Source organism: Shewanella sp. KT0246 (genome assembly GCF_019654955.1).
Taxonomy (GTDB): Bacteria; Pseudomonadota; Gammaproteobacteria; order Enterobacterales; family Shewanellaceae; genus Shewanella; species Shewanella goraebulensis.
In genome coordinates, this window is the sequence record NZ_BPEV01000019.1 from 63,050 (window position 1) to 77,806 (window position 14,757).

Here is a 14,757-nt window from a genome sequence, read left to right on the forward strand (position 1 = left end):
TAGTAATGGCAGGCCATGTGTTAGCAAAGAAGATTTCAGGTTTATTCCGCGGTGATAAAATTGATGTCAATAAAGGTATTGAAACGGCCATGGATAACAAGCTAGCTGTGCCAAGCCTTAAGGTGAATAAGTCTGGCGTTGATGGCGATACTCAAGCAGATCCTGTTCATCACGGCGGTGAGGAGCGTGTATTACATCACTTTCCGCGAGAGCATTATGGCCAATACCGTCGCTGGGATTTAATCACTAACTTTAAAGATGTGCCAGCCATGGGCGAGAACATCAGTACGGTAGGTTTAGATGAATCTCAGGTGAATATTGGCGATATTATTCAAATTGGTGATGTACTTTTGCAAGTGACACAACCGCGCTCGCCATGCTTTAAACTTAATGTGCAATTTGGCCACCCTAAATTTGCGTTAGCAATGCAAGAGAGCCGAATGTGTGGCTGGTTCTATAAAGTCTTGCGAGAAGGTGTGATTAAGGCAGGCGACAGTGTGATATTGATCGAGAGAAAAACAGATATCAGTATTGCTCAAGCCATGAAGATCTATTTTTTAGCCGAAATAGACCCTGAGCAGTATCAGCAATTAATGCAATGTGAAGGTTTGGCTAAAAACTGGGTAGCGAGCATGCAAAACCGTATCGATACTCAGAAAATAGAGAATTGGCAATACCGGTTATATGGCCCAGAAGGCGATCCTGCTTAAGCGCATTTGATAGATAAAAATTAATAACGACAAGGAACAAGAATGAGTGAAGTGATTGAGAAAGAAGCCAGAGATATGGGGTTACTGGTTTATGCAGCGAGCTTTGCAGGTTATATCATTCCACTTGGCAGCATTATTGGCCCGCTTATCGTATGGCTAATGAAGCGTGATGATTTTGAGTTCGTTAATGAATGTGGCAAAAATTGCATTAACTTTAAATTGAGCCTACTTATATATGTGATTATCAGCAGCATTTTAGCGATTGTTGGTATCGGTTTTATACTGCTTATGGCATTAGCCTTAGCGGATATCATTTGCACTATTATCGCAATAATTAAAGCGGGAGAGGGTGTTGCTTATCGTTACCCGATGACGATTAACTTCATTAAATAAGGCTCTTCTATACATAGATTTAAACCATAAAAAAACGCACTGATTAGTGCGTTTTTTATTGGATTAATTTCTGCTGATTACATATTAGGGTAGTTTGGTCCACCGCCGCCTTCTGGGGTTACCCAAGTAATGTTTTGACTTGGGTCTTTAATATCACATGTCTTACAGTGAATGCAGTTTTGTGCATTAATCACAAACTTATTCTCAGCACCTTCTGCGACGACTTCATACACGCCTGCAGGGCAATAACGTTGTGCAGGTTCATTATATTTGATTAAGTTAACCGCGATTGGAATAGAAGCATCTTTTAACTGTAGGTGACACTTTTGATCTTCTTCGTGGAACGTATTTGATAAATACACCGATGACAATTTATCAAAACTTAACTTGCCGTCAGGTTTAGGGTATTCGATTGGTGTGAAGTCTTTAGCCAGTCCCATTTCAGCATGATCAGGTGCTTCATCTCGCAATGTGATTGGGAACTTGCCGCCAAACCAGTTTTGGTCGATAAAGTTAAATGCACCGCCTAAATAAGTACCAAACTTATGTAAAGCTGGACCAAAATTACGTGATTGGAATAACTCTTCGTGTAACCAGCTTTGTTCGATACGAGTTTGAAAACAATCAAGATCCTTACCCGCTTCAACACCAGCCATTAATGCTTCACCTAAGGTTTCGGCTGCCACAATACCGCTCTTCATTGCGGTGTGGGTTCCTTTAATTTTGGCAAAGTTTAAGGTACCTGCATCACAACCAATTAACAGGCCGCCAGGGAAACTCATTTTAGGTAATGAGTTTAAGCCGCCTTTAGCAATAGCGCGGGCGCCATATGTTAAGCGCTCGCCGCCAGTTAATGTTTGACTAATAACAGGGTGCTGCTTATAACGTTGGAACTCGTCAAATGGACTGACGTGAGGGTTCTTGTAGTTTAAGTCGATGATTAAACCAACAGCTACTTGGTTGTCTTCCATGTGGTATAGGAATCCGCCACCTGAAGTACCTTGGTTTAATGGCCAGCCACCAGTATGAACAACTTTACCTTCTTGATGTTGCTCAGCGGGAATCTTCCAGATTTCTTTAAAACCTAAACCATAATGCTGCGGGGTCTTTCCATTATCAAGATGGTATTTAGCAATTAACTCTTTACCTAAGTGACCGCGACAACCTTCTGAGAATACGGTGTATTTGGCATGCAGCTCCATACCCGGCATATAGCTGTCTTTTTCTTCGCCATTTGCGCCCACGCCCATGTCACCAATCAAAATGCCTTTAACACTATTATCTTGGTTAAATAGCACTTCGCTTGCAGCAAACCCTGGGAAAATTTCGACGCCTAACCCTTCAGCTTTTTCAGCTAACCAGCGGGTTAAGTTACCTACACTAATAATGTAGTTACCATCGTTATGCATGGTTTTGGGGACTAAGCTGTTAGACATTAATTGAGATTTAGATTCAGAACTTAGCAGGTAAATCTCATCGTGAGTCACTTTAGTATTCAGTGGGATATCGGAATCACGCCAATCGGAGAATAATTCATCCAATACTTTAGGTTCAAACACCGCACCAGATAATATGTGCGCTCCAACCTCAGAGCCTTTTTCGACAACACAGACAGTCATTTCTTTGTCTGCATCTTGTGATATTTGCATTAATCGACATGCAGTAGCGAGTCCGGCAGGTCCTGCACCGACTATTACTACATCGAATTCCATAGATTCGCGTTCCATCATCTCACCTTTGATCTTCGTATCCCGGTTTTTGGCGGGTTTGTTGTTTTTTTTGTTTTACTCACCTTACCTTAAAAATGACCTAGGTCACAGTAGCAAGTGTGATTTTGAGCTCGTGAGCTAGCTCGCAATTCTTTACAGATTTTGTACAAACTGGGACAAAATGTCATAAAAAGGTACTGATTAGAGCGAATTTAGGCCTATAATCAAGGTTGACGGTTCTCCGAGCTTTATTCCCTACGTCCACAGATACGGGTATTTAGCCGTGGTAATAATGCCACCGGGGTGAGCAAAGAAATGCGCTTACCTCCCACACTTGGAAAGGTTAACATGTCCCAACTACAAGACAGTTTTGGTCGAAGATTTCACTATCTGCGGATGTCAGTCACTGACGTTTGTAATTTCAAATGTACCTATTGCCTTCCTGACGGTTATAGACCTGATGGTAAGCCTAAGTTTCTAGCACTAAATGAGATTGAAAATTTAGTGTCAGCTTTTGGCGAAGTCGGTACTCAAAAAATCCGTATTACCGGTGGTGAGCCAAGCCTTCGCAAAGATTTCACCGATATCATTCGTGTTGTTGCAGATAATGACAACATTAATACCGTTGCTACAACAACCAATGGATATCGTCTCGAGAAGCACGCCAAAGAATGGTATGACGCAGGTCTGCGACGCATTAACGTCTCTGTTGATAGCTTAGACCCTAAAATGTTCTATCAAATCACTGGCGAGAATAAATTTGATCAAGTGATGCGAGGTATCGATGCAGCGCTTGAGGCTGGGTTTGAGCGGATTAAAATCAACGCTGTACTGCTTAAAGGCTTAAATGACAAAGATTTGCCACGTTTTTTACATTGGATCAAAAGCACGCCGATAGATTTGCGTTTTATTGAATTGATGGAAACAGGCTTAGGTCATGATTACTTTAATGCACATCATTTAGCGGGCTTAGATATCAAGTTAAAGCTTGAGTCTGAAGGCTGGTTATATGATTTACCGAGTGTTGATGATGGCCCTGCTCAAAACTTTAGCCACCCAGATTATCAAGGTCGTATTGGCTTAATTATGCCGTATGCCAAAAACTTCTGTGCCAGCTGTAACCGTTTGCGGGTATCAGCGAAAGGTAAACTGCATTTGTGTTTGTTTACTGAAAATGGTCTTGATTTACGTGACTTATTACAGCATGAATCTCAACGCGCTGAATTAATTGAACGTTTGCATAGCCAATTGGCACAGAAAGAAGAAACCCATTATTTACATCAAGGGATCACAGGCGTGACCAAGCATTTAGCGTCGATTGGTGGATAGCCTAGCGCTAAGTTTGGCGGCTTAAGGTGTTAGCAGTGACGCTGCTAAACAGTATTCCTTTCTCCGACAGAATTTAAGACTTAAGAAGGCAAGTTAGCATGAGCAATTGTTTTACCCATATCAATGCCGATGGCAATGCCCACATGGTCGATGTGACTGAAAAGAATGTCACTGAACGTGAAGCCCGCGCGGAAGCATTCATTGAAATGGCACCTAGTACACTTGAAATGATCATGAGTGGCAGTCATCACAAAGGTGATGTTTTTGCTACCGCTCGAATTGCAGGTATTCAAGCCGCTAAAAAAACCTCTGACTTAATTCCTTTATGTCATCCTTTAATGTTGACCAAAGTAGAGGTTAATCTTGAAGCTCAGCCAGAACTTAACCGCGTTCGTATCACGAGTTTGTGTAAACTTTCTGGTAAAACTGGTGTGGAAATGGAAGCATTAACCGCTGCATCAACTGCCGCGTTAACCATTTACGACATGTGTAAAGCGGTTCAAAAAGACATGATTATTTCCCAAGTCCGTTTACTTGAAAAACGTGGTGGAAAGTCAGGTCATTTCCAAGCAGAAGATTAATTTTTGCTGGTAATTGAGCACAAGCCAGCAGCGTAAAACGTTAATTGTAAGACCAACTCAATACGAGACATTGACATGATCCAAGTTCTATTTTTTGCACAAGTTAGAGAGTTACTCGGCACAGCTAAAGTTGAAGTTGCAGCAGAAGGTATCACCAATACTGAGCAACTACGTGAAGCATTAGCTGCTAAAGATGACAAATGGGCCAAAGTGTTGTCATCGGACAAACTACTGGTGGCCGTGAATCAAACCATGAGTGCATGGGATGCAACTGTTGTTGATGGCGATGAGGTTGCCTTTTTCCCACCAGTAACAGGTGGATAATATGACGGTAACGGCTAATAGTAACCCAAGACAAGTGGTTCGTGTGCAAACGGCTGATTTCAGTGTTGCTGATGAATATGCAGCGATAGCTAACGATAACAGCGACGGCGCAGTAGTGACGTTTGCGGGTAAAGTGCGCGACTTTAATGACGGTAGCGCAGTGACCGATCTGACCCTTGAGCATTATCCGGGTATGACAGAGGCGGTGTTAGTGCAATTGGCTGAACAAGCATATGAGCGCTGGCCGTTAAATTACGTCACCATTATTCACCGTGTTGGCCGTATGGAGTTAGGCGAGCAAATTGTGTTTATTGGCGTGACCAGTATGCACCGTAAAGCGGCTTTCGCAGCGTGTGAATTCCTGATAGATTTCTTGAAAACCAAAGCGCCTTTTTGGAAGTTAGAAGCGGGCGAAGAAGGTAATAACTGGGTTGAAGCCCGTGATTCAGATGAACAAGCTGCATCAATGTGGAATGACGACGCTAAGTAAATTAAGGATGCTGGATTTATGAAGGCTCATCGCCGTTTGTTACTTGGTGTTCAGCGAATATTGCTAACTAGCCTAATTGGGGTGGTGAGCCTCGTTTCGTTTTCAGCGCTCGCTGCTAAGCCTCCTGCAATCGCCGCTGCAGCAAATGTGAAGTTTGCATTAGATGAAATAGTGACAAACTTTACCGCTGAGACAGGATTGAAAGTACGAGTTTCCTACGGTTCTTCAGGTAACTTTGTTGCACAAATTCAGCATGGTGCGCCTTTTGAAATGCTGCTTAGTGCAGACGAGTTTTATGTACAGCAATTGCATAAAGCGGGTAAAACCGATTCTGATGGCGATATTTATGCCGTTGGCAAACTCGCTATAGTCGCGCCAAATAATTCTTCACTACAACTCGATTCCGAATTAACAGGGCTTGCTCAGGCTGTCTCGAATGGTGAGATAAAGCGCTTTGTTATTGCTAATCCTGCCCATGCACCTTATGGTGAACGTGCTCAAGCTTTGCTTGAAAGCAAAGGCCTTTGGTCAGAGTTACAGGCCACCATCATTATGGGAGAAAATGTTTCCCAAGCCGCACAATTTTCTTTAAGTGGTTCAGCACAAGGCGGCATTGTGGCGTTATCTTTAGCATCTGCGCCGCAATTTACCAAGATGGGGCGCTATGTTGAGATCCCTCAGGCTTTATATCAACCGATTAATCAGCGCATGGTCATGACCCCTAAAGCGGGTGAAACCACTAAACAGTTTTATCAGTACATGCAATCCACTGCTGCTCAACAAGTACTAAAACAGTATGGTTTTGGTTTTCCCGCCAGCATCAGCGATAAGCATCATTTACACCAACCTAAACTTCGAGCCCCAAGGCCAAGACAGCAAGTAGCGGAGCAGTAAGTTATGGACTGGCAGTCACTGTGGCTCTCCGCCAAGTTAAGTACAGTTACAGTGTTAATTTTGATTCCAATGGCTATTTTTGTTGGCCGCTTTTTAGCGTACAAACAATTTCGTGGCAAGTCGTGGGTTGAAGCACTGATCATGGTGCCATTGGTATTGCCGCCAACCGTTATTGGCTACTACTTACTCGTTGGTTTAGGCAGTCAGAGCTGGGTAGGACAATGGGTTGAGCAACTTTTTGGTGCTCAACTTGTGTTTAATTTTTCAGGTTTAGTGATAGCTTCTATCCTAGTTAATATTCCCTTTGCCGTGCAGCCGATACAACGCGCCTTTGAAACCATCCCTCACGATATCCCTGATGCAGCAGCATGTTGTGGCATGAGCTGGTGGCGCATTTTTGCCAAAATTGAATTGCCGATGATTTGGCCTGGAATATTGACTGCCGTGGTGTTGTGCTTTTCTCATGTATTAGGTGAGTTTGGCGTGGTATTAATGCTTGGCGGTAACATTGCTGGTGAGACTAAAACCATTTCGATTGCCATATACGACAGTGTGCAGGCATTTGATTTCGAATCAGCTGGCACGATGTCGCTAGTGTTATTGGTGTTCGCAGTGAGTGTACTTGCCATTACTACCAGCCTTTCAAAGCGTTTAGGAGGCCACAATGCCAACCAACAACGCTGATTTGTACTGTGAAATATCACAATTGTCACCGATCCCTTTAACGGCAAAATTTAGTTGTAAAGCGGGTGAGGTGTTGGCTGTCGTTGGGCCATCAGGTGGTGGTAAAACAACCTTGTTACGTATGATTTCAGGGTTAAGCTCACCAGAAAAAGGACGAATTGAATGTGGTGAACAGCGATGGTTTGATGATAAAAATAATGTTCATCTATCACCTCAGCAGCGACATATTGGTTATGTGCCGCAACATTTTGGCTTATTTCCACATCTTACAGCGCTTGAAAATGTCATTTCAGGGTTGGACCACATTCCCAAAAGCGAACGCAAGGCAAGGGCCCTAGACTGGCTTGAGCGCGTTAACTTACATGGACTGCCTGCTAGGTTGCCTGGGCAATTATCTGGTGGTCAGCGTCAACGTGTGGCTTTAGCGAGGGCATTAGCCCGTGAACCTTCGGTGTTATTACTTGATGAACCGTTTTCTGCGGTTGATAGAGAAACCCGTGAGCGCTTATACATAGAGTTAGCCAGATTAAAATCGCAGTTATCGATACCGGTGATTATGGTGACTCATGATATGAACGAAGCGTTGTTGCTTGCTGATAAAATGATTTTAATTAGCCAAGGTAATATGTTGCAGCAAGGTGAGCCATTTGAAGTGTTATCTCACCCTCGCAATGAAACCGTTGCAAGGCAGATGGGGCTTAGAAACATCTTTAATGCCGAAGTCAGTGGTCGAGACTCTAATGCCAATATTACTTGGCTTAAAATGGGCGAGCAAATTATTGCCAGTGACAGTGCGCCCGAGTTAACGATAGGCCAGCAAGTACGTTGGGTTATTCCTAATCAAGGTATTCGTTTTAACGCGATTTCTAGTGGTCGTTTATGTCGTAGTATCAATAAACTCGATATTGTTATTGAGTCGATGTTAGTCATGGGGGAGTCTGTGCGTGTTAAGGCTAGAATGGCAGATGTGGATGAAGTGTTTAACATGGATATCCCATCTCATTTGGCTGAAAAGCTCTCTTTAAAAGCAGGGCTTGCGACCACGATAGCGCTTAAATCTGAGCAAGTTCATATTCTAGAATCATGATCAATTATTAATCTTACAATGCTTGGGTCTTTTGCTGGGCTTAGGTAAAGTAACACTATTCCAATTCTCATCTTGAGGCTTTCATGTTCCGAATCGTTCTGTCGTTGTTAGTCGTATTTCCATCTATGGTGATGGCAACCCCGAGTATGCATACCTTGCTCTCTAAGGGGGAATACGTACAACCGCTTATCGTGATTGAACAAATAGAAACTGAATATAGCGGTATTATTTCATCGTTCGATATGGATGTTGAAAACGGTCAGTTAATTTACGAAATTGACTTACTGAACCTCGATGATAGTGAAATTACTGAATTCTCCTTTGATGCGACCGACGGCAGTTTAATTACTAAAAAATTATCTGCGTTTGAATCTGATGATTTAGACCAAATCAAAGCTGCACGTGTATTAATCAAGAAGCAAATGACCTTCACTGAATTAGTCAGAATGGCGCAACAAGGCCAGACAGGTTATTTAATCGAAGCTGAGTTAGATCACGACTTAGCAATCAGTTACCTAGAATTAAAATTACTCAATGTCTCAAGCAAACACACGATTGCTTTTGATATTGAAGATTTACGTCCGCTGCCTTTGTTGCAGTGGGACTAATGTGACTTGGCAATAAGTATTTTTACAGTGACAAGCTGTAAAACTAAGGAATAGCACTATGCGAGTATTAATCGTTGAAGACGATGCGACAACACTACAATATGTTGCTGAAGGTTTTACCGCGCAGCAATATCAAGTTGATACAGCGACCAATGGCCATGATGGCTTGCACCAAGCAAAACATAATCAATACGACATCATTATTTTAGACCGCATGCTCCCCCAGCTAGACGGACTGACTTTGCTGACGGCACTGCGTAATAATGGCAATCAAACTCCGGTATTAATCCTATCTGCGCTAAGTCATGTTGATGAGCGCGTAAAAGGCTTACGTGCTGGCGGTGATGATTACATGACTAAGCCTTTTGCCTTTGCCGAACTGCAAGTTCGCGCAGAAAAGCTTATTCAACGTAATGCCCCTTCTGCGGCCAATACCGACCTTGAAGTGGGCAATTTAAGAATGGAATTGCTGACACGTAAAGTCACATTAGATGAGCATGAATTAATGCTGCAACCTAAAGAGTTTCAGTTACTTAAATATCTAATGGAACACCCTAATCAAGTGATTAGTCGTACCTTGTTATTTGAAGCAGTATGGGATTATCACTTCGATCCTCGCACCAATGTGATTGATGTACATATTGCTAAACTTCGCCGTAAATTTGAAGAACTAGGCCACCCTGAAATTATCGAAACCGTTCGAGGGGCTGGATATCGCCTTTGCAAAGGGAATTAAACCCTACCAAAGTAGTGCTTGGCGGATAACGCTGATCTTCTCAACCTTAGTGACCTTGTTGATTGTAATGCTGGTATTTGGTTTATACCGCCAGCTTGTGATTGAACAAGAGAATCAGGTTGAGCAGCATCTTGCTACTGAAATGCAGCGTTATCAACAGCTTGCTTTAACGGTTGACCGTCGAAGCTTTGCTGCACAAATTCGCGCAGCAGATCCGAAAACAGCGCTTATTGCATGGCGAAATAGCGTCGATATGGTGGGTGCATTAAGTTTTGTGCCCGACAACATGCCCGTGTTGCCTAAAACTCGAGACTTTCCCATATTAACCGGTGGCCCAGATAAGCTTCATATTCTCACCGGTGGCATAGTTATGACCCATTATGGGCCAGTATTGATAGCAACTCGTACCGATAACTTAGCTGCATTAATCGATAAATTTATTAATGCCGCTTTTTGGGCAGTAGCTTTTACCTTAGGGATAACCTTAGCGGTTGGTTTTGTATTTTCTAAAGCGATTTTAAGACGCTTAGTACAATACAATTTACTCTGTGAAAAGATAGAACAAGGTGAGTACAATACCCGCTTACCTGTCAGTCATAATCAAGATGAGTTTGATATGCTTGCAGGGCAATTTAATCGGGTGCTCGATACCCTAGAACACAACTTAATGTCTGTTCGAGGGGTGACCGATAATATCGCCCACGATTTAAGAACGCCTTTATCGCATTTACGAATAGGCATTGAACAACTCCCTAATAAGCCTACTGAGCAAGTCCCAGAGCTCACTGCTATGTTGCTTGAAGAGCTAGATCATTGTCTGGCAACTTTCGATGCGATGCTATCGTTAACGCGAATTGAAGAAGGCCAGCAAACATTAGATATGCAGCCAGTGAGTTTGCAGCTTTTATGTGAAGATTTGTTTGAAATGGCTGAAGTGGTTGCTGAGTCAAAACAGCAAGTATTAACCTTGGACGTTGATAAAGATGTGACCATATCGGGTGATAAATACTTATTATTCCAAGCACTGTTTAACTTGGTCGATAATGCGATTAAATATGCGCCAGAAGATGCAAAGATTCAGATTGTGCAGTCGGGCAGAAAGATTCAAATTATTGATAATGGCCCAGGTATTAGCGATGAAGACAAAGAAAGGGTATTCGAGCGCTTAGTGCGATTAGATCCGAGCCGTCATCACAAAGGCACTGGCCTTGGGTTATCTATGGTGAAAGCGATTTTATCTCGTCACCATGCTAAAATCGAATTGAAAGATAACCATCCTGGACTGATAGTCGATATTCGATTCTAGTCCTTGTTGCTTAATGCAGTTAAGTGACCTCAACAGGCTCTAGAGTCGAGACTATGTACCAAATCATACAGCAGCATCCAGACTTCATCGTTATTAATAAGTTACCTAATGTGCACTTTCATAGCCAAGATGGCACCGCTGGTGTGGTGGCGCAGGTTGAGGCTGACTTAAAGATTAAGTTGTTTGCTGTTCATCGTCTTGATACTCCCACATCAGGCTTACTCATTTTGGCTAAATCTTCTCAAGTGGCTGCGATATTCACTGCGCTGTTTAGCGAGCATAAAATTCAAAAGTTTTATGTGGCGATAGCTAAAGGTAAACCTAAAAAGAAACAGGGTGGAATTATTGGTGATATGGCTAAGTCCCGTCGCAGTATGTACAAGCTGCTACGCACTAAAACAAACCCTGCAATCACCCAGTTTTTCTCCCAGTCTATCGACAATGGGTTAAGATTATATCTACTTAAACCTTTGAGCGGTAAAACCCATCAACTTCGTGTAGCGTTAAGCAGTATCGGTGTGCCAATTTTAGGTGATGAACTTTACGGCGGTGAAGCGGCTGACAGATGCTATTTGCATGCAATGGCGCTAGATTTTGAGTATCAAGGTGAGCGTTTTCAGTTCAAGCAAGTACCACAAATTGGCATAGCTTTTTTAAATCAATTAGTGGAACAACAACTGCTAGATGCTTGGCAAACCCCAGCAAATTTACCTTGGCCTAAATAACCTCTTTTAGTTGTAATTTGGCTTTGCTGTATTAGCTACTTTAATGCAATTACGACCACTGGCTTTTGCTTGGTACATCGCTTTATCCGCCAAATGTAATAATGCTTCCACTGGCAAGTCTTTTTGAATCGTAGCGCAACCAATACTGGCTTGAATAGCAATAGGCGTACCACGCCATGTAAAGTTTATTTCCGCTAAGGTTTGTTGTAGCTTTTCAGCAACGCAAAGGGCTTTTCGTTCTGTTGTTAGTGGTAATATCAATACAAACTCTTCGCCGCCATATCGGCATAAGTAATCAATCTTACGGGTAACGCTATTAAGTTGTTTAGCTGCAAGTTTTAATACTTCATCACCCGCTGTGTGGCCATGGGCATCGTTAATTTGTTTAAAGTGGTCTAAATCAATCAAAATTATACTGTAACTGACTTTATCTCTTAACCAGCGAGCGTGCTCTAAGGTGAGCTTTGTTTGTAAAGCATTGCGGTTCCAAAGCCCCGTTAAGGCATCTTTGTTCGCCAGGGTCATAATTTTTACCACAAGACGATTGATAGTGTTGCCAATAATCAGAATATTCATCAACAGGATTAATACAATATAAACCCACAAAATTGGTATCGATTCTTCAGTATTAAATGCAGCATAAGTGGCGACTTTTTCTGGATAGATTATTAGGATTAATGCTCTGACCAAAAACATCATGCCAATAAGCGCAATCGGGACTACCAGCCAATAAGTGGCATAAGCTGTAAAATTGTCTTTAAATGCAACGTAATGATCTTTGGCCAACATGATAAAGCAAACTGCAGCAGCCAGAGATAGGATAATCATTAAATATGCAGAACTAGTGGCTTGTGGTTTTACTATTAGCATCAAGCCGATTGAGCTAAGAATGAGTGTAAGATCAAATCGATGGCTTGATGTTAAATGGTAAAGTCGTTGTGCTCCCCAGCGTAAAAAGCAAAAACCGACTAGAATTATATTGTCAGCTACTAGCCAATGCAGATAACTTGGTTCTTGGGTTCGTTGAGTGTAAAGCAGCATGCCGAGTAAAACGCAAAGGTTGGCTAACGCAAAACGCCGGCTAGCACTGGGTGCTACCCGCATAGGGATAACCATTACTGTCCATGCGATTGTTCCTGCGAAGCACAAGATACAAATCATTTGAATTAAAATGAGACTGCTACTATTTTCTATCATTGAGCCTGTATTAAATGATTAAAAATTAAGGATAAGTTGATTTAATATAACATCATAATAATATTTGATCTGTTTCACAAATTGTTGCATTTATGTCCAGTTTGGTTGATTAATTTTTGAAAATTAAAAGGATAAAAAAGAATTATGGATACAAATAAACTACTGCTCATTGTCATCGCAATCCTCTTACCGCCTGTGGCTGTGTTTTTGAAAAAAGGCATGGGAAAAGACTTACTGATAAATATTATTTTGTGTTTACTCTTTTTTGTTCCGGGCTTGATCCACGCCATTTGGGTGGTAGTGCAAGATTAATCGCTACCCTTTAGCGATTAGCAAGTAATGGAATAGGCTTATTTAACTAAATAAAGTTGTTATGAGCTCAGTGATAAATACCAACTCTGCCAATTTGGAGTTGGTATTTTTATGCCTACAATTGTAAAATCGCACTCCGATTTATCCCGCTTGCATTCCATGAGTACAGTATCAGAGAGTTTAAGGTGACATTGATATGAATAGACGTAAAAAGATTAACCAAACTCTCAAAGGTAAAGCCAAAAAGGCCAATGCAAAAAAAGCGGGTAGCAATAAGCCTAAATATATCGCTAAAGCAGATCGCGTTGTAGCTTCTGTGGCAAGTGAAGGTATTGCTGATGTGGCTAAAGAAGAGAGTCAAGATGTGCTTATCGGAGCGGAACCTACCACAGAGCAAGCCGTTTAATCGTAATAGTTATTGAAAGCATTTAAATTGAAAGCTTTTAAATAAAAAGCATTTAGCAGAAAGAGCTAACTTTTTTGATGGTCTCGCCTAAACAATTCCCACTCTTCAATCACTTCACCATCAGGTAATGTACACAGAGAAACATCGCCATTAATATGTTCAACCGTTTCTCGTGTACCGCCGTTATCAATACAGTAATCAGCAGCAGGATTGGTCATATTGAGTGGCTTAATGTCATCACCCGAACAGGCAGTTAAACTGATGATAAGTGCTGTACTGAATATCGCTTTACTAAAATTGGCTATAGTCGATTGAGCAAACATAGTGTGTTCCTATAACAGGGTTCCGTTAACAAGATCTATGAAAGAGCCTTATAAAAGAATGCTGATAACACAGCGATTTTTCTTTTATCAACTATAGCCAAGATTACAACTTTTAGTAAAACTTTGATTATTGAAACTTGCTGGTTGAAAACCGTTACTCAGATGCCGAGCACACAGAGCAGTTAGCTTGTTTTGGAAGTTTCATTTCACGAAACTCCATCGTCATAGCATCAATCATCAGAATACGACCATTTAATCCTTCACCCATATGACTAATGGCTTTAATGGCTTCAGTCGCTTGAATACAACCTACTAAACCAACAACAGGTGCTAAAATGCCTGACTCGACACAGGTGAGTTGTTGCTCGCCAAATAAACTGCTGTAGCAGTGATAACAAGGTGATGATGCTTGATAATCAAATACCGTTACCGTGCCTTCCATACGAATTGCCGCAGCAGAAATAAAACTGACTTTGTGGTTAAAACAGCTTTGGTTAAGTTGTTCTCTGACTTGAACATTATCAGTGCAGTCTAGTACTAACATGTGCTCAGATACCAACTGTTCAATACGCGCTTCATCAAGGAATTCGTTGATGGTATTGATGGTGATAAGCGGATTCAATTGAGCTAAAGTTTGCTTTGCTGAATCAACTTTGGCTTGACCAACATTTTCATCATGATGCAATACTTGGCGTTGTAAGTTCGACAGTTCAACTGTGTCGAAATCAACAATGGTCATTTCACCTATGCCAGCAACAGCAAGGTATTGCGTAACGGTACAACCTAAACCTCCTGCGCCTATTACCAGTACTTTAGCTTGTTTAAGTTTTTCTTGGCCTTCGATATCCATCGCTTTAATCGATATTTGGCGACTATAACGAAGCATTTCGTTATCTGACAAAATATCAACATCATCAGCATTTTTAGGTAAATTACTCATTAA

At 41.7% G+C, this 14,757-nt stretch carries 19 protein-coding genes and 1 riboswitch; of the genes, 15 read left to right on the forward strand and 4 right to left on the reverse strand.

Going from position 1 to position 14,757, the window contains the following annotated elements; genetic code table 11:
* Nucleotides 1-5 precede the first annotated feature (5 nt).
* Nucleotides 6-710 (forward strand): MOSC domain-containing protein, encoded by a 705-nt coding sequence (locus K5Q58_RS11170; RefSeq protein WP_220754007.1) that lies wholly within the window; start codon nucleotides 6-8, stop codon nucleotides 708-710.
* 42 nt (nucleotides 711-752) lie between these two features.
* On the forward strand, nucleotides 753-1,103 hold the full coding sequence (locus K5Q58_RS11175) for a DUF4870 domain-containing protein (RefSeq protein ID WP_220754008.1): 351 nt from the start codon (nucleotides 753-755) through the stop codon (nucleotides 1,101-1,103).
* Between the two features lie 77 nt (nucleotides 1,104-1,180).
* Here K5Q58_RS11175 and K5Q58_RS11180 read toward each other — a convergent pair whose 3' ends face one another.
* On the reverse strand, nucleotides 1,181-2,830 hold the full coding sequence (locus K5Q58_RS11180) for an electron transfer flavoprotein-ubiquinone oxidoreductase (protein ID WP_220754009.1): 1,650 nt from the start codon (nucleotides 2,828-2,830) through the stop codon (nucleotides 1,181-1,183).
* A 209-nt stretch (nucleotides 2,831-3,039) separates the two neighbouring features.
* A riboswitch (molybdenum cofactor riboswitch) is annotated at nucleotides 3,040-3,173 on the forward strand.
* Here K5Q58_RS11180 and moaA point away from each other — a divergent pair.
* The 11 genes from moaA (at nucleotide 3,161) to K5Q58_RS11235 (ending at nucleotide 11,576) form a co-directional block, all read left to right on the forward strand.
* Nucleotides 3,161-4,141, forward strand: coding sequence for a GTP 3',8-cyclase MoaA (gene moaA, locus K5Q58_RS11185; RefSeq protein ID WP_220754010.1), 981 nt, complete (start codon nucleotides 3,161-3,163; stop codon nucleotides 4,139-4,141). (Overlaps the previous riboswitch by 13 nt.)
* A gap of 98 nt (nucleotides 4,142-4,239) precedes the next feature.
* Nucleotides 4,240-4,722, forward strand: a complete 483-nt coding sequence (gene moaC, locus K5Q58_RS11190; protein ID WP_220754011.1) for a cyclic pyranopterin monophosphate synthase MoaC — start codon at nucleotides 4,240-4,242, stop codon at nucleotides 4,720-4,722.
* Nucleotides 4,723-4,797: 75 nt separating this feature from the next.
* A complete protein-coding gene (gene moaD, locus K5Q58_RS11195; protein WP_220754012.1) occupies nucleotides 4,798-5,046 on the forward strand; it encodes a molybdopterin synthase sulfur carrier subunit in 249 nt (82 codons plus the stop codon).
* Nucleotide 5,047: 1 nt separating this feature from the next.
* Nucleotides 5,048-5,536, forward strand: coding sequence for a molybdopterin synthase catalytic subunit MoaE (gene moaE / locus K5Q58_RS11200; protein ID WP_220754013.1), 489 nt, complete (start codon nucleotides 5,048-5,050; stop codon nucleotides 5,534-5,536).
* 18 nt (nucleotides 5,537-5,554) lie between these two features.
* On the forward strand, nucleotides 5,555-6,430 hold the full coding sequence (gene modA / locus K5Q58_RS11205; RefSeq protein ID WP_220754014.1) for a molybdate ABC transporter substrate-binding protein: 876 nt from the start codon (nucleotides 5,555-5,557) through the stop codon (nucleotides 6,428-6,430).
* Nucleotides 6,431-6,433: 3 nt separating this feature from the next.
* Nucleotides 6,434-7,114 carry a molybdate ABC transporter permease subunit gene (gene modB / locus K5Q58_RS11210; protein WP_220754015.1) on the forward strand — a complete coding sequence of 227 codons (681 nt, stop codon included), beginning with the start codon at nucleotides 6,434-6,436 and terminating at the stop codon, nucleotides 7,112-7,114.
* Nucleotides 7,095-8,201, forward strand: coding sequence for an ABC transporter ATP-binding protein (locus K5Q58_RS11215; protein ID WP_220754016.1), 1,107 nt, complete (start codon nucleotides 7,095-7,097; stop codon nucleotides 8,199-8,201). Before modB ends, K5Q58_RS11215 begins: the two co-directional genes overlap by 20 nt.
* An 83-nt stretch (nucleotides 8,202-8,284) precedes the next feature.
* Nucleotides 8,285-8,809 (forward strand): PepSY domain-containing protein, encoded by a 525-nt coding sequence (locus K5Q58_RS11220; RefSeq protein ID WP_220754017.1) that lies wholly within the window; start codon nucleotides 8,285-8,287, stop codon nucleotides 8,807-8,809.
* A 58-nt stretch (nucleotides 8,810-8,867) separates the two neighbouring features.
* On the forward strand, nucleotides 8,868-9,545 hold the full coding sequence (locus K5Q58_RS11225; protein ID WP_220754018.1) for a response regulator transcription factor: 678 nt from the start codon (nucleotides 8,868-8,870) through the stop codon (nucleotides 9,543-9,545).
* 67 nt (nucleotides 9,546-9,612) lie between these two features.
* Nucleotides 9,613-10,851: a sensor histidine kinase gene (locus K5Q58_RS11230; protein WP_374758498.1), complete on the forward strand. Its 1,239-nt coding sequence runs from the start codon at nucleotides 9,613-9,615 to the stop codon at nucleotides 10,849-10,851.
* Nucleotides 10,852-10,904: 53 nt separating this feature from the next.
* The gene (locus K5Q58_RS11235) at nucleotides 10,905-11,576 is read left to right on the forward strand and encodes a TIGR01621 family pseudouridine synthase (RefSeq protein ID WP_220754020.1); all 672 of its coding nucleotides are present in this window, start codon (nucleotides 10,905-10,907) and stop codon (nucleotides 11,574-11,576) included.
* A 6-nt stretch (nucleotides 11,577-11,582) separates the two neighbouring features.
* Here K5Q58_RS11235 and K5Q58_RS11240 read toward each other — a convergent pair whose 3' ends face one another.
* Nucleotides 11,583-12,680 (reverse strand): GGDEF domain-containing protein, encoded by a 1,098-nt coding sequence (locus K5Q58_RS11240; protein ID WP_220754021.1) that lies wholly within the window; start codon nucleotides 12,678-12,680, stop codon nucleotides 11,583-11,585.
* A 237-nt stretch (nucleotides 12,681-12,917) separates the two neighbouring features.
* On the opposite strand from K5Q58_RS11240, the gene K5Q58_RS11245 reads away from it, so the two are divergent.
* Both K5Q58_RS11245 and K5Q58_RS11250 read left to right on the forward strand, forming a co-directional pair.
* Nucleotides 12,918-13,085 carry a YqaE/Pmp3 family membrane protein gene (locus tag K5Q58_RS11245; RefSeq protein ID WP_220754022.1) on the forward strand — a complete coding sequence of 56 codons (168 nt, stop codon included), beginning with the start codon at nucleotides 12,918-12,920 and terminating at the stop codon, nucleotides 13,083-13,085.
* A gap of 196 nt (nucleotides 13,086-13,281) precedes the next feature.
* Nucleotides 13,282-13,491, forward strand: coding sequence for a DUF2986 domain-containing protein (locus tag K5Q58_RS11250; RefSeq protein ID WP_220754023.1), 210 nt, complete (start codon nucleotides 13,282-13,284; stop codon nucleotides 13,489-13,491).
* 65 nt (nucleotides 13,492-13,556) lie between these two features.
* Here K5Q58_RS11250 and K5Q58_RS11255 read toward each other — a convergent pair whose 3' ends face one another.
* Both K5Q58_RS11255 and moeB read right to left on the reverse strand, forming a co-directional pair.
* On the reverse strand, nucleotides 13,557-13,814 hold the full coding sequence (locus K5Q58_RS11255) for a DUF333 domain-containing protein (protein ID WP_220754024.1): 258 nt from the start codon (nucleotides 13,812-13,814) through the stop codon (nucleotides 13,557-13,559).
* A 154-nt stretch (nucleotides 13,815-13,968) separates the two neighbouring features.
* Entirely contained in the window at nucleotides 13,969-14,754 is a 786-nt protein-coding gene (moeB, locus tag K5Q58_RS11260) for a molybdopterin-synthase adenylyltransferase MoeB (protein WP_220754025.1), read from the reverse strand.
* Nucleotides 14,755-14,757: the final 3 nt, after the last annotated feature.